General features: G+C 70.8%; 8 protein-coding genes. 1 reads left to right on the top strand and 7 read right to left on the bottom strand.

All coding sequences use genetic code 11. The features are described from left to right. Positions 1-34: 34 nt before the first annotated feature. From ppdK to EXE57_RS04880, 7 genes are all read right to left on the bottom strand, one after another. On the bottom strand, positions 35-2,719 hold the full coding sequence (gene ppdK, locus EXE57_RS04910) for a pyruvate, phosphate dikinase (RefSeq protein WP_135074529.1): 2,685 nt from the start codon (positions 2,717-2,719) through the stop codon (positions 35-37). 46 nt (positions 2,720-2,765) lie between these two features. Continuing rightward, positions 2,766-3,569 carry an NUDIX hydrolase gene (locus tag EXE57_RS04905; RefSeq protein ID WP_135074527.1) on the bottom strand — a complete coding sequence of 268 codons (804 nt, stop codon included), beginning with the start codon at positions 3,567-3,569 and terminating at the stop codon, positions 2,766-2,768. A 150-nt stretch (positions 3,570-3,719) separates the two neighbouring features. Beyond that, positions 3,720-4,661 (bottom strand): type IV toxin-antitoxin system AbiEi family antitoxin domain-containing protein, encoded by a 942-nt coding sequence (locus EXE57_RS04900; RefSeq protein ID WP_135074525.1) that lies wholly within the window; start codon positions 4,659-4,661, stop codon positions 3,720-3,722. Positions 4,662-4,891: 230 nt separating this feature from the next. Then, a complete protein-coding gene (glgB, locus tag EXE57_RS04895) occupies positions 4,892-7,081 on the bottom strand; it encodes a 1,4-alpha-glucan branching protein GlgB (RefSeq protein ID WP_135074523.1) in 2,190 nt (729 codons plus the stop codon). Then, the gene (locus EXE57_RS04890) at positions 7,078-8,466 is read right to left on the bottom strand and encodes a maltokinase N-terminal cap-like domain-containing protein (RefSeq protein WP_135074521.1); all 1,389 of its coding nucleotides are present in this window, start codon (positions 8,464-8,466) and stop codon (positions 7,078-7,080) included. Before EXE57_RS04890 ends, glgB begins: the two co-directional genes overlap by 4 nt. Further along, a complete protein-coding gene (gene treS / locus EXE57_RS04885; RefSeq protein WP_208542973.1) occupies positions 8,463-10,187 on the bottom strand; it encodes a maltose alpha-D-glucosyltransferase in 1,725 nt (574 codons plus the stop codon). The genes EXE57_RS04890 and treS overlap by 4 nt, the downstream gene beginning before the upstream one ends. Further along, a complete protein-coding gene (locus EXE57_RS04880; RefSeq protein ID WP_135074517.1) occupies positions 10,184-12,169 on the bottom strand; it encodes an alpha-1,4-glucan--maltose-1-phosphate maltosyltransferase in 1,986 nt (661 codons plus the stop codon). The genes treS and EXE57_RS04880 overlap by 4 nt, the downstream gene beginning before the upstream one ends. Before the next feature lie 155 nt (positions 12,170-12,324). Between EXE57_RS04880 and glgP the strand changes: the two genes are divergently transcribed. Next, entirely contained in the window at positions 12,325-14,907 is a 2,583-nt protein-coding gene (gene glgP / locus EXE57_RS04875; RefSeq protein ID WP_135074515.1) for an alpha-glucan family phosphorylase, read from the top strand. Positions 14,908-14,958 lie beyond the last annotated feature (51 nt).

Genomic DNA, 14,958 nt, shown 5'->3' with positions numbered 1-14,958 from the left:
ATCCGGCCCGGAAGACGATGACCTTCGCGGTCAGCTATCCACCCGTACGGCTCGCTCCGCGCTGCGCGAGCACCGAGCGCCCGGCCTCGAGGCGCGCCACCGGCACGCGGAAGGGGGAGCACGACACGTAGTCGAGCCCGACGTCGTCGAAGAAGTGGATGGACCGCGGGTCGCCGCCGTGCTCGCCGCAGACCCCGACCTTCAGGTTGGGCTTGGTCGCACGACCCTTGGTGGTCCCCATCTCGACCATGCCGCCGACGCCGAGCTGGTCGAGGGACTCGAAGGGCGAGACGTCGAAGATCCCGTGGTCGAAGTAGCGGGAGAAGAAGGCGGCCTCGACGTCGTCGCGCGAGAAGCCCCACGCCATCTGCGTCAGGTCGTTGGTGCCGAACGAGAAGAAGTCGGCCGAGCCGGCGATCCGGTCGGCGAGGAAGGCGGCGCGGGGGAGCTCGATCATGGTGCCGACCGAGAAGTCGAGGCGTACGCCGCGGTCGGCCTGGACCTCCTCGGCGACCCCCAGGATGGTGCCCTTGACCACGTCGAGCTCGCGGACGCTCGCCACCAGCGGGATCATGATCTCGGGCAGCGGCCGGCCCCCGGCAGCGGTGTAGTCGGCCGCGGCCTCGAGGATCGCGCGGGCCTGCATCTCGAAGAGCCCGGGGATCTGGATGCCGAGCCGCACGCCGCGCAGACCGAGCATGGGGTTCTGCTCGTGCAGCCGCCGGACGTGCTGCAGCAGCACGCGGTCGCGCTCGGACCCCTCACCACGCTCCTCCTCGAGCGCGACCTTCACCGACAGCTCGGTCAGGTCGGGCAGGAACTCGTGGAGCGGCGGGTCGATGAGGCGGATCGTCACCGGGAGGCCGTCCATCGCCTCGAAGATCTCGGCGAAGTCCTGCCGCTGCAACGGCAGCAGCGCGGCGAGGGCCTGTTCCTGCGTGGCCTCGTCCTCGGCGACGATCAGCCGCTCCACCAGCTCGCGGCGGTCGCCGAGGAACATGTGCTCGGTGCGGCACAGTCCGATGCCCTGGGCCCCGAAGCGTCGGGCCCGGGCCGAGTCCTCGGGGGTGTCGGAGTTGGCACGCACCCGCAGCCGCCGCGCGCCGTCGGCGTGGGCCATGATGCGCGAGACGGCCGAGACGAGGTCGTCGTCGATCTTCTCGCCCTCGAAGTGGCGCACGATGAGCGAGGCCGAGACGGGCACGGCCCCGGCGAAGACCTCGCCGGTGGTGCCGTCGATCGAGATCACGTCGCCCTCACGCACCGTCTCGCCGTCGCGGACCCGGAACTCCTTCGCGCGGGCGTCGACGTCGAGCGACTCGGCGCCGCAGACGCACGTACGGCCCATGCCGCGGGCGACGACCGCGGCGTGCGAGGTCTTGCCGCCACGGCTGGTGAGGATGCCCTGGGCGGCCACCATGCCGCGCAGGTCATCGGGGTTGGTCTCCTTGCGGACCAGCACCACGTCCTCGCCGCGCTCGGCCCAGGCGACCGCGGTGTCGGAGTCGAAGACCGCCTTGCCGACCGCGGCGCCGGGGGAGGCGTTCATGCCCTTGGCAAGCAGCGTCCGCTCGGCCGACTCGTCGAAGCGGGGGAACATCAGCTGGGCGAGCTGGGCGCCGCTGACGCGCAGCACCGCCTCGTCCAGGCCGATCAGCCCCTCGTCGACCATGTGCACCGCGATCCGGAAGGCGGCCTCGGGGGTCCGCTTGCCCACCCGGGTCTGCAGCATCCAGAGCTTGCCCCGCTCCACCGTGAACTCGATGTCGCACATGTCGCGGTAGTGCCGCTCGAGCCGGGTCATGATCGCCATGAGGTCGTCGTGGGACTTCCGGTCGACGTCACCGAAGTCGGCCAGGGAGACCGTGTTGCGGATACCGGCGACGACGTCCTCGCCCTGTGCGTTCTGGAGGTAGTCGCCGTACTCGCCCTGGTTGCCGCTGGCCGGGTCGCGGGTGAAGGCGACGCCCGATCCCGAGTCCATCCCGAAGTTGCCGAAGACCATCGCCTGGATGTTGACCGCGGTGCCGAGGTCCTCGGGGATCCGCTCCTGGCGACGGTAGAGCCGGGCGCGGTCGGTGTTCCAGGAGTCGAAGACGGCGCGCACGGCGAGGTCGAGCTGCTCGCGCGGGTCCTGCGGGAAGGGCCGGCCGGTGTGCTCCTCGACGATCTTCTTGAAGGTCGCGACCAGGCCGCGCAGGTCCTCGGCGTCGAGGTCGAGGTCGTTGTCGGTGCCGCGACTGCGCTTGGCGTCGTCGAGCGCCTCGGCGAAGTGCTCGCCGTCGATGCCCAGCACGGTGGCGCCGAACATCTGCAGCAGCCGGCGGTAGGAGTCCTGCGCGAACCGCTCGTCGTCGCTCTGGGCGGCCAGACCTGCCACCGACTCGTCGTTGAGCCCGATGTTGAGGACCGTCTCCATCATCCCCGGCATCGAGAACTTGGCCCCGGAGCGGACGCTGACGAGCAGCGGGTCCGCGGCCTCGCCGAGCCGCCGGCCCATCTTCTCCTCGAGCGCACCGAGGTGGGCGCTGACCTCCTCGGCCAGGCCGTCGGGGTCACCGCCGTCCTGCAGGTAGGCGCGGCAGGCCTCGGTGGTGATCGTGAATCCCGGGGGCACCGGCAGGCCGAGGTTGGTCATCTCGGCGAGGTTGGCACCCTTGCCGCCGAGGAGGTCACGCTGGTCCTTGTTGCCTGCCGAGAAGTCGAAGACGAAGCCCATCTGCTGATCTTGGCGCGTCCCGGCCGGAATGGCGAGGTCCCCCGCCTCAGCGGTCGTCGTCGCGGCGACCGCTCTCGACGTAGGCCGGTGCGGTGCCGTGCACGTTGTCCAGCGCGGCCGCGATCCGGCGGGCCGTGAAGTCGGCGCAGCGCGCAGCCACCTCCGAGGGGGTGCAGAAGGCCACGCTGCGGATCTCGCGCACCTGCTTGACCACGTCGTCGAGGATCGCCGGGTCGTGGACGCCGCCGTCGAAGACCAGGCACAGGGCGTCGTCCCAGCCGCCCCACGGAGGCAGCCAGTCGGTCAGCAGCAGCGGGCCGGGAGGGACCACCAGGCCGAGCTCCTCCTCGACCTCCCGGCCGACCGCGAGGTGCGGGGACTCACCGACCTCGACCACCCCGCCGGGGAGGTCCCAGTCCTGCTTGTAGGTCAGCTGGCACAGCAGCACCCGGTCGTCCGGGTCGCGCAGCAGCAGCTGGCTGATCGCACGCTTGCGCGGCAGGAAGGAGTTGAGCAGAGCCCGGAAGCCGCCGGGCTCGCTGACGGGCGTGTCGCTGGCGAGCCGGGCGTAGAGGATCCGGTCGGCGACCTCGCCGTCGACGACCAGGCCGCGCAGCACGCCCTCCCGGCGCATGCCGGACCAGGTCGCGATCCGCTGTCCCTCGGCGTCGTCGGGGCTGACCAGGGCCTCGACCCGGGTGTGCGCCTCCAGCGCGGCCTCGACCTCGGGGGCGACCCGCTGCACGGCCTCGTGGAACCCGGCGCGGGTCACCTCCACCGCCCAGCTGATCCGCGCCACGCCCTCCGCGACCGTCTCCACGGTCGGTTGGCGGAGGGCTGGGTCGGTCACTGCTTCACCCTAGCCCGGGGGTGGCTCGCACCTGACGAGGGAGCATTTCCCATGAGTTGTTGGAGGGTGCTCACTCCTCACGGTTGATCAGTCATGAGAAGGAACCAAGCGCCAACATCTCATGGGAAATGCGGTGGGTGGTCTCGCCCATCAACTCGCGATGCCCAAACCGCGGTGCAGTCGAGCGACGGTGAGCCGGGGCCGGTCGTAGTCTCCCCAGGTCAGCCTGATCATCCCGTAGCCCGTGATCTCGCGCAGCTCGTCCTCGCGGATCTTCTCGGCGAAGACGACATCCCCCGCATGCTGGCCGGGCCTGAGCAGCCGGCCGTACTTGACCCTGCCGTCGAACTCCCCGAGCTGCCGATGGTCGGGCCAGCCCCAGTCGCACGTCCCCCGAAGGACGCCGTCGGCGTCGTAGACCTCGAACTGGGGAACGGGTGCGGGGATGCGGTACCGCCTGAAGAACCAGTTCCCCCTTGACTCCCCGACGCTCTCGCTGCGCGGATCGGCCATACGAATGGGGATGTGGAGCCGCTGGGTACGAGGCCAGTGAGCCATCGCCTCGAAGCGGACGGACAACTGATCGATGGTCGCCATCTCGGCGTGGAGCACCTGGTTGAAGAGGCAGAGCGCGGCTTCACTGTCTCCTTGGGTTGCCGCCTCGATGGTGGAGCGATCGACGGAAGTCATGGCGAGTCCGTCGTGGACCACCACGTCCTCGGTAGGTATCCGCGCGGCGTGGTGCACGATGTCGCCCTCAACACGGCCCGCACCGTTGTCGAGTCGTGTGACGTGCACGCGGCTCAGGTCGTACCCCCAGGGGTCCACTCCTCGCATCACGATGCTCGAGATGTGACTGAGAGCGACCCGGGGCCCCAGTGCATGCATCACCGCACGGCAGCGGATGCGGTGGCGGCCGGCCTCGTCGAGGGGCTCCCAGAGGTCGGGGAACGTGTAGTAGCCGTGACGGAACCGCAGCCACGTCCGCTGCCGGTGCATCGCGTCGATCTCGCGGTTGCTGTAGCCGCAGTCGCGCGCCATGGCACGCGTGAAGTAGCCGTCGGTCTCGGCAATCAGGCGGAGCGGGTCCATGCCCGGACGGTCTCGTGCCGAGCGGCTCCTCTGCGGTCGTCCTGGGCGCGGTTGTGGACGAACGCGCCGGGTGCGTAGGTTGTGGATTGTTGATGGTCTGGAAGGCCGGTGGCGTGCCCTGGGCATTTCCCATGAGATGTGGGCAGAGGCACGCTTCCCACGGTCGATCAGCCATGAGAGGCGAGCAAGCGCCTACATCTCATGGGAAATGCGCAGTCGCGCCGCCCCGCTCAGTCGCGCTTCCGGAACCACACGGTCGCCAGCGGCGGCACGACGATGTCGGCGTACGCCGGGCGGCCGGCGTGGTCGCCCTCGACGGCGGTGACGGTGCCGAGGTTGCCGACGCCGGAGCCGGTGTAGGACTCGGCGTCGGTGTTGAGCACCTCCTCCCAGGCGCCGGCGGTGGGCAGGCCGAGCCGGTAGCCGTGGTGCGGCTGGTCCGCGAAGTTGGCGACGCAGACGAGGTCCGGCGAGCCGGCGGAGCGGCGCAGGAACGAGAAGGTGTTGCGGTGGGCGTCGTTGGCGTCGATCCACTCGTACGTCGCCGGGTCGGCGTCGCTGGCCCACAGCGCCGGTGTCTCGCGGTAGACCCGGTTGAGGTCGCGCACCAGCGACTGCACCCCGCGGTGCTCGGGGTGGTCGAGCAGCCACCAGTCGAGCTCGCGGGCCTCGGCCCACTCCGACTCCTGGCCGAGCTCGGCGCCCATGAAGAGCAGCTGCTTGCCGGGGTGGGCCCACATGTAGCCGAGGTAGGCCCGCAGGTTGGCCAGCTGCTGCCACCGGTCACCGGGCATCTTGCGCAGCAGCGACCCCTTGCCGTGGACGACCTCGTCGTGGCTGATCGGGAGGACGTAGTGCTCCGACCACGCGTAGACGATCGAGAAGGTCATCTCGCCGTGGTGCCAGGAGCGGTGCACCGGCTGGTGCTGCACGTAGCCGAGCGAGTCGTGCATCCACCCCATGTTCCACTTGAAGCCGAAGCCGAGGCCGCCCTCCGAGGTCGGCCGGGTGACGCCGGGCCATGAGGTCGACTCCTCGGCGATGGTCATCGCGCCGGGCACCCGCTTGCCGACGGTGCCGTTCATCTCCTGCAGGAACTGCATCGCCTCGAGGTTCTCCCGGCCGCCGTGCACGTTGGGCGACCACTGGCCCGGCTCGCGGGAGTAGTCGAGGTAGAGCATCGAGGCGACGGCGTCGACCCGGAGCCCGTCGACGTGGAACTCCTCCAGCCAGTAGAGCGCGTTGGCGACGAGGAAGTTGCGGACCTCGCGCCGGCCGAAGTTGAAGACGTAGGTGCCCCAGTCGGGGTGCTCGCCGCGCGAGGGGTTGGGGTCCTCGTAGAGCGGGGTCCCGTCGAAGCGGGCGAGCGCGAACTCGTCCTTCGGGAAGTGGGCCGGCACCCAGTCGACGATCACGCCGATGCCGGCCTGGTGCAGGCGGTCGACGAGGTGGCGGAAGCCGTCGGGGTCGCCGAACCTCGCGGTGGGTGCGAAGTACGACGTCACCTGGTAGCCCCACGAGCCACCGAACGGGTGCTCCATGACCGGCAGGAACTCGACGTGGGTGAAGCCCAGGTCGGTGAGGTAGGGGACCAGCTCGTCGGCGAGCTCGGCGTAGGTCATCACCTGGCCGTCGCGCTTGCGCCACGACCCCAGGTGCATCTCGTAGGTCGACATGGCGTGCTCGACCGGCGGCTCGCCGGAGGCCCGCGCCGCCATCCACTCGTCGTCGCCCCAGGTGTAGGTCGACTCGAAGACCACCGAGGACGTCATCGGCGGCACCTCCGTGTGGAAGGCCATCGGGTCCGCCTTCTCGCGCCACTGGCCGTCGGCGCCGAGGATCGCGAACTTGTAGCCGGTGCCGGAGCCGGTGTCGGGCACGAACAGCTCCCAGACGCCCGACTGGCCGAGCTGGCGCATCGGGTGCTCGCGACCGTCCCAGCTGTTGAAGGAGCCCTTCACCCGCACGCCCCGGGCGGAGGGCGCCCACACGGCGAACGCGGTGCCGGAGACGGTGTCACCCAGCGGGCCGTCGTAGTGGTGGACCCGCGCACCGAGCACGTCCCAGAGGTTCTCGTGGCGGCCCTCGTTGATGAGGTGGAGGTCCATCTCGCCCAGCGTGGGGAGGAACCGGTACGGGTCGTCGAGCGTGGTCGGACCACCGTCGTAGGAGACCTCGAGCCGGTAGCCGGGCACCTCCGTGGTCGGCAGCACCCCCACCCAGACCCCCTCGTGCTCGTGGTCGAGGGACACGCGCTCCTCGCCCCAGGCCACGACGACCGAGGAGGCCAGCGGCTTGAGCACCCGGACCGTGACGGCGCCGTCGTGCGGGTGCGGTCCGAGGACCGCGTGGGGGTGGCCGTGCTCACCCCGGACCAGCAGGTCGAGCTCTTCGTGGGAGACGGGCAGGACAGCACTCATGAGGGCCTCACTCGGGAGATCGCGTCGAGGGGGATGGACACCCAGGTCGGGCGGTTTCGTGCCTCGTACACCGTCTCGTAGACGGCCTTGTCCGCGACGTACGCCGCGAGCAGGAGGTTCTCCTGCGGGGTCAGGTCGCGGCCGGCATAGGCAGCGAGGAACGCGGTCCGGTTGCGCTTGGACCACTCGGCGGAGCGGTAGGCGCGCTGCTCGGTGGCGGACGGATCGGAGTCGTCGTAGGTGCGCTCGACGACGCGCGGGGCGTAGTCGAAGGAGCGGAGCATGCCGGCGACGTCACGCCACGGGGTGTCGGGCAGCTGCCGCTCCGCGAGCGGCTTGGCGGGCTCACCCTCGAAGTCGACGATCTTCCAGCCCTTGACGGTCCGCAGCGTCTGGCCGAGGTGGAGGTCGGCGTGGATCTGCTGCACCGCGACGTCGGTGAGGCCGGCCGCGGCGTCGAAGACCCGGCGCACGGCGGGCACCCGCTCGACGAGCTGGGGCACGATCGCGGCGGCCGCGTCGAGCCGGGCGTTCATGGCCGCGGCGACCGCGGCCTGCTCGTCGGTGGAGCGGGTCCGGGTCGGGAAGTGCTGCGCGAGGGTCTCGTGGGTCTCCCGCAGCGCGACGCCCAGCCGGCGCGCCTCGCCCGCGAAGTCGCCGCCGACCTCGTTGGCGTGGAGGTCGGCCTCCGCGAACAGGTTGCGCACGCTGGAGAGCGCCAGCTCCCACCCGTCGCTGGCGGTGCGGAGGAACTGCTGCAGCATCGCGAGCTGCAGCACCTCGCCCTCGAGCAGGGAGTCCGACTCGAGCCAGCCGAAGAGCGCCGCGACGTGGTCGGAGCCGGCGCGGGTCAGCACCTCGTGGACCGTGATGTCGGGGTTGCGGCCCGGCGTGATCTTGCGGAACACCTTGAGCAGGGAGTCCTCCCCGAAGGCGACCGAGGAGTTCGACTGCTCCCCGGAGAAGAGCGTCGAGTGGGTGCCGAGGTCGAGGTCGTGCCCGGGGAGCCGCTCGAATCGCAGCGGCCCGCCGGTCGGCTGCCGGTCGAAGGCCTCGAGCAGGTGGGCCATGGCCTGGCGGTCGTGGACCGCGTCGTAGACGTGGACGAACCCCAGGTCGGGGTCCTCGGTGCTGCCGACGGCGGCGTGCTCGAGGGAGGCCTGCGGCTCGGAGTAGCACGACAGCGGGAGCTGGTAGTACTCCGTGCCGCCCTCGGCGTCGGAGTAGTCGACCGTCACGAGGTCCAGCGCCAGCGCCGGGCTGCCGGTGCCCCGGCGCTCGTCACCGAGCAGCCCGAGCCGGCGGACACCGGTCACGGCCAGCGGCCGGCCCTTGCCCCCGAACCAGCGGGCGCCGGTCAGGAAGTCCTCCAGCGGCAGCGTCACGAGGTCACCTCGCCGGTGGCCGGCCGGGTGAGCCGGAACCAGTAGAAGCCGTAGCCGCCGATCGTCAGGAGGTACGGCAGCTCGCCGATCGGCGGGAACGGCACCCCGCCCAGCAGCTCCACCGGCACCATGCCCTCCCAGTGGCGCAGGTCGAGCTGCACCGGCTGGGGGAAGCGGGAGAGGTTGTTGACGCAGACGACGACGTCCTCGCGGCCGTCCTCCTCGACGTGCTCCCGGACGTAGGACAGAACGCTCGGGTTGGAGCCCCCGAGGTCGGTGAAGGTGCCGAGCCCGAAGGCGTGGTGGTTGCGCCGGGCGTGGATCATCCGGCGCGTCCAGTGCAGCAGCGAGGACGTGTTCTCCAGCTGCGCCTCCACGTTGACGCTCTGGTAGCCGTTGACGGGGTCCTGGATCAGCGGCAGGTGCAGCCGCCCCGGCGTCGCGGAGGAGAAGCCTGCGTTGCGGTCGGGCGTCCACTGCATCGGGGTGCGGACGCCGTCGCGGTCACCGAGCCAGATGTTGTCGCCCATCCCGATCTCGTCGCCGTAGTAGAGGACCGGGGAGCCCGGCAGCGAGAGCAGCAGGGCGGTGAACAGCTCCATCCGGTTCACGTCGTTGTCGAGCAGCGGGGCCAACCGCCGGCGGATGCCGATGTTGGCCTTCATGCGGGGGTCCTTGGCGTACTCCTCCCACATGTAGTCGCGGTCCTCGTCGGTCACCATCTCGAGCGTCAGCTCGTCGTGGTTGCGGAGGAACACACCCCACTGGCAGCCGTCGGGGATGTCAGGCGTCTGCTCCATGATCTCGCTGATGGGGTAGCGCGACTCGCGTCGCACCGCCATGAAGATGCGGGGCATCACGGGGAAGTGGAAGGCCATGTGGCACTCGTCGCCGCCGACCGAGGGGTCGCCGAAGTACTCGACGACGTCGGCCGGCCACTGGTTGGCCTCGCACAGCAGGACGGTGCCGGGGTACTTCTGGTCGACGAACCGCCGGACCTTCTTGAGCATCTCGTGGGTCTCGGGGAGGTTCTCGCCGTTGGTGCCCGGCCGCTCGTACAGGTAGGGGACGGCGTCGAGGCGGAAGCCGTCCAGGCCCATCGCGAGCCAGAAGTCCATCGCCTCCAGCATCGCCTCGTGGACGGCCGGGTTGTCGAAGTTGAGGTCCGGCTGGTGGTGGAAGAACCGGTGCCAGTAGTACTGACCGCGGACCGGGTCCCAGGTCCAGTTCGACGGCTCGGTGTCGACGAAGATGATCCGGGCGTCGGCGTACAGCTCGTCGGTGTCGGACCACACGTAGAAGTCGCCGTACGGGCCGTCGGGGTCGCGTCGCGACTCCTGGAACCACGGGTGGGCGTCACTGGTGTGGTTCATGACGAAGTCGATGATCACCCGGATGCCGCGCTTGTGGGCCTCGTCGAGGAACAGCTGGAAGTCCTCGACCGTCCCGCACTCCGGCAGGATGTCGGTGAAGTCGGCCACGTCGTAGCCGCCGTCGCGCAGCGGCGAGGTGAAGAACGGCGGGACCCACAGGCAGTCCACCCCGAGCCACTGCAGGTAGTCGAGCTTCTCCACCAAGCCCCGGAAGTCACCGGTCCCGTCGGCGTTGGCGTCGCGGAAGGAGCGGACCAGCACCTCGTAGAAGACGGCGGTCTTGAACCACTCGGGGGTCTGGTCGGCCGGCTCCTCCACTCCGTGGTGGTCGGCGATCACCTCGGTCAACGCGTCCTCCTGACGGCCAGCACGTGGGCTGGTTCGATGAACGGGTCGAGGCGGACGTAGTTGTGCTCGCCCCAGGCCCAGGTCTGGTCGGTGAGCTCGTCGTGCACGGCGAAGGACTCGTTCCAGTCCAGGCCGAGTGCGGGGAGGTCCAGGTGGACCGTGGTCTCGCGGGTGCTGTGCGGGTCCAGGTTGATCACCACGACCACCACGTCGTCGCCCTCGCGCTTGCTGAAGGCCAGCACGTGCTCGTCGTCGGTGCGGTGGACGGTGAGGTTGCGGAGCCGCTGCAGCGCCGGGTGCGCGCGGCGGACCTCGTTGAGCCGGGTGAGGTACGGCGCCAGCGAGCGGACCCCCTCGAAGGCGGTGGCCTCGGGGTCACCCCAGTCGCGGACACGGACCTGGTACTTCTCCGAGTCGAGGTACTCCTCGCTCCCGGGCTTGACCGCGACGTGCTCGAAGAGCTCGTAGCCGGCGTACACGCCCCAGCTGGGGGACGAGGTCGCCGCGAGGGCGGCCCGGATCTTGAACGCCGGCGGGCCGCCGTACTGGAGGAAGGCGTGCAGGATGTCGGGGGTGTTGACGAAGAAGTTGGGCCGCATCAGGTGGTCGGTCTCGGTCGCGAGCTCGACGAGGTAGTCCTCGATCTCGGTCTTGGCCGTGCGCCACGTGAAGTAGGTGTAGGACTGCTGGAAGCCGATCGCACCGAGGCCGCGCATCATGGCCGGCTTCGTGAACGCCTCGGCGAGGAAGAGCACGTCGGGGTCGGTGGTGCGGACCTCGCGCAGCAGCCACTCCCAGAACGCCACCGGCTTGGTGTGGGGGTTGTCGACCCGGAAGATGCGAACGCCGTGGGACACCCACAGTCGGACGATCCGCAGCACCTCGTCGGCGATCCCTGCGGGGTCGTTGTCGAAGTTGAGCGGGTAGATGTCCTGGTACTTCTTGGGCGGGTTCTCGGCGTAGGCGATGGTGCCGTCGGCACGCGTGGTGAACCACTCCGGGTGGGAGGTCACCCACGGGTGGTCGGGCGCGGCCTGCAGGGCGAGGTCCAGCGCCACCTCGAGGCCCACCGAGCGGGCCCGCTCGACGAAGGCGTCGAAGTCGTCGAAGGTGCCGAGGTCGGGGTGGATCGCGTCGTGACCGCCGTCCCTGGACCCGATCGCCCACGGCGACCCGGTGTCCTCGGGGCCGGGGGTCAGGGTGTTGTTGGGGCCCTTGCGGTTGACCTCGCCGATCGGGTGGATCGGCGGCAGGTAGATGACGTCGAAGCCCATGGCCGCCACGGCGTCCAGCCGCTTCGCGGCCGTGCGGAGGTTGCCGCTCGTGACCGTGCCGGTCCGCGGGTCCTTCCGCGCGCCCTCCGAGCGCGGGAAGAACTCGTACCAGCTGCCGTAGAGAGCGCGCTCCCGGTCGGCGTACGCCGGGAACGGTCCCTCGACCGTGACCAGCTCGCGCAGCGGGTGCTCGCGCAGCACGGCTGCGAGCTCGGGGGCCTCCAGGGCGGCCAGCCTGGCCGGCACCGGCCGGTCGGTGTCGCCGGCAGCGTCGATGCCGGCGGTGACCAGGTCGCGCGCCCGGGCCTCGCTCGGAGACAGGTCGGCCAGGACCCGCTCGAGGATCAGCCGGCCCTCGGTGAACATCAGCTCGACGTCCACGTCGGCCCGGATCTTGATCCCGGCGTCGTGCTGCCAGGTGGCGATCGGGTCGGACCAGGCCTGCACCTCGAAGGTCCAGGCGCCGGGGGAGTCGGGGGTGACCCACGCGACGTAGTGGTCGGGCTCGTCGCCCTGGGGCACCATGCGCACGGGGTCTCGGCGAGTGCCGTGGGGGTCCACGAGGACCACCTCGGCGCTGAGCTTGTCGTGTCCCTCTCTGAACACGGTCGCGGTCACGGGGAACGGCTCGCCCACCGTGGCCTTCGCAGGCTGTCGACCGAGGTCGACCAGGGGCTCGACGTCCATGACGGGGATGCGTCCGACCATGCTGCAACACTTCCGGTCCGGGCAGGGTCGGCGCAAGCCGGGTCTTGCGTCGGGTCCCTCACGCGGCCGGTTCCCGGGACCCCTCGGGAGCGTGGCGGGAGGTGGGGGCTGGACCACGGGTTGGATCGTTCACATTTTGGCGCTACCGTCCTGCCGTGCGTGCCATCCGTCGTTTCACCGTCCGTCCCGTCCTTCCCGAGGCGCTCGCCTCGCTGGGTGTCCTCGCCGGGAACCTCCGGTGGTCCTGGCACCCGCCCACCCAGGACGTCTTCGAGGCCGTCGACCCGGCCCTGTGGGAGTCGACCGGGCGTGACCCGGTCCGGCTGCTCGGTGCGGTCGAGGCCCGACGCCTCGAGGAGCTCGCCGGTGACGGCGCGTTCGTCGAGCGGCTCGAGGCCGCCCGCCGCGACCTCGACACCTACCTGGCCGGAGACCACTGGTACCAGCGCCGCAGCGGCGCCGACGCGCCGCGCAGCGTCGCGTACTTCTCGCCCGAGTACGGCATCACCGCCGTCCTGCCGCAGTACTCCGGCGGCCTCGGCATCCTCGCCGGCGACCACCTCAAGGCCGCCTCGGACCTCGGGGTCCCGCTGGTCGGCGTGGGCCTGCTCTACCGCCACGGCTACTTCAAGCAGTCGCTCTCCCAGGAGGGCTGGCAGCAGGAGACCTACCCCGTCCTCGACCCCGACGAGCTGCCGCTCTCGCTCCTCCACGAGGCCGACGGCTCCCGGGCCATGGTCCGGATCACCATCGACAACGACGCCGAGCTCGCCGCGCGGATCTGGGTGGCCCAGGTCGGGCGCGTGCCGCTGCTGCTGCTCGACACCGACGTCGAGGAGAACCCCGACCACTTCCGCGCCGTGACCGACCGCCTCTACGGCGGCACCACCGAGCACCGGCTGCGCCAGGAGCTGCTGCTGGGCGTCGGCGGCGTGCGTGCGCTGCGGGCGTACTCCCGGATCACGGGCGCCCCGGACCCCGAGGTCTTCCACACCAACGAGGGCCACGCCGGCTTCCTCGGCCTCGAGCGGATCCGCGAGCTGTCGGTCGCCGAGAAGGGCCCGAAGCTCGACTTCGACACCGCTCTCGAGGTCAGCCGCGCCTCCACCGTCTTCACGACCCACACCCCGGTGCCCGCCGGCATCGACCGCTTCCCGCGCGAGCTGGTGGAGCAGTACTTCGGCGGTGCCTCGCCGGTGCCCGGTGTCCCGGTCGACCGCATCCTGGCGCTCGGCGCCGAGGACTACGACGGCGGCGACCGCGGCGTCTTCAACATGGCGGTGATGGGCTTCCGGCTCGCGCAGCGTGCCAACGGCGTGTCCCAGCTCCACGGCCACGTGTCGCGGGAGATGTTCAACGGGCTGTGGCCCGCCTTCGACGAGGCCGAGGTCCCGATCGGTTCGATCACCAACGGCGTCCACGCGCCGACCTGGGTCGGCCGCGAGGTCTTCGAGCTGGCCTCCGGGCACGGCGCCGACGCCGACCACACCGACGCGGACGCCTTCTGGGGCGTCGTCGACAAGGTGCCCGGCCAGGAGGTCTGGGCCACCAAGCGCAAGCTCCGCGAGCGGCTGGTCGTCGACGCCCGCAAGCGCCTGGCACGTTCGTGGGCCAAGCGCGGCAGCGCCCCCGCCGAGCTGTCCTGGATCGACTCCGCGCTCGACCCCGACGTGCTGACCATCGGTTTCGCACGCCGGGTGCCGTCCTACAAGCGGCTCACGCTGATGCTGTCCGACCCCGAGCGGCTCAAGCGGATGCTGCTCCACCCCGAGCGGCCGATCCAGCTGATCATCGCCGGCAAGGCCCACCCGGCCGACGAGGGCGGCAAGCGGCTGATCCAGGAGATGGTGCGCTTCGCCGACGACCCCGAGGTCCGGCACCGCATCGCGTTCCTGCCCAACTACGACATCGCCATGGCGCTGCCGCTCTACCCGGGCTGCGACGTGTGGCTGAACAACCCGCTGCGCCCCTACGAGGCGTGCGGCACCTCCGGCATGAAGGCGGCCCTCAACGGCGGCCTCAACCTCTCGATCCTCGACGGCTGGTGGGACGAGTGGTACGACGGCTCCAACGGCTGGGCGATCCCGTCCGCCGACGGCGTCGAGGACCCCGACCGCCGTGACGACCTCGAGGCGACCGCGCTCTACGACCTGATCGAGAACGAGGTCGCGCCCCGCTTCTACGACGTCGGCCCCGACGGGGTGCCCGCGCGCTGGCTGGAGATGGTCCGCCACACGCTGAAGTCGCTCGGCCCGAAGGTGCTGGCGACCCGGATGGTGCGCGACTACGTGCGACAGCTCTACACGCCGGCCGCGGTGACCGGTCGCAGCCTCAACTCCGACTACACCGGTGCGGCCGACCTGGCTGCCTGGAAGAAGCGGGTGCGGGGTGGCTGGCCCGAGGTGCGGGTGGAGCACGTCGAGAGCAGCGGCGTCGGCGACGCCCCCGAGATCGGCACCGTGCTGAGCGTGCGCGCCTTCGTCTCGCTGGGCGCGCTCTCCCCGGAGGACGTCGACGTCCAGCTGGTCCACGGCGTGATCGACAGCGAGGACCAGCTGGTCAACGCCGCCACCGAGTCGCTGGCCGTCTCCGAGACCTACCAGGGCGGTCGCCACCGGTTCGACGGCACGGTCAGCCTGGCCCGCAGCGGCGCCTTCGGCTACACCGTCCGCGTGATCCCGAAGAACGCCCTGCTCGCCTCGCCCGCCGAGCTCGGTGTGATCGCCCTGCCCAGCTGACCGAGGCGCCTTCAGCCGGCCGGTCTCGGAGGTCGGGGGGTGTGAGGCGCT

This window comes from Nocardioides euryhalodurans, from assembly GCF_004564375.1.
GTDB classification, from domain to species: Bacteria; Actinomycetota; Actinomycetes; order Propionibacteriales; family Nocardioidaceae; genus Nocardioides; species Nocardioides euryhalodurans.
The sequence above is the reverse complement of the archived record's forward strand: the minus strand, read 5'-3'. Positions and strand labels throughout refer to the sequence as shown.

What these genes read in the sequence shown, in the direction of transcription:
- ppdK (WP_135074529.1), bottom strand. Translation starts at nt 2,719, where the DNA reads ATGGGCTTCGTCTTCGACTTCTCGGCAGGCAACAAGGACCAGCGTGAC.
- glgB (WP_135074523.1), bottom strand. Translation starts at nt 7,081, where the DNA reads ATGAGTGCTGTCCTGCCCGTCTCCCACGAAGAGCTCGACCTGCTGGTC.
- EXE57_RS04880 (WP_135074517.1), bottom strand. Translation starts at nt 12,169, where the DNA reads ATGGTCGGACGCATCCCCGTCATGGACGTCGAGCCCCTGGTCGACCTC.
- EXE57_RS04900 (WP_135074525.1), bottom strand. Translation starts at nt 4,661, where the DNA reads ATGGACCCGCTCCGCCTGATTGCCGAGACCGACGGCTACTTCACGCGT.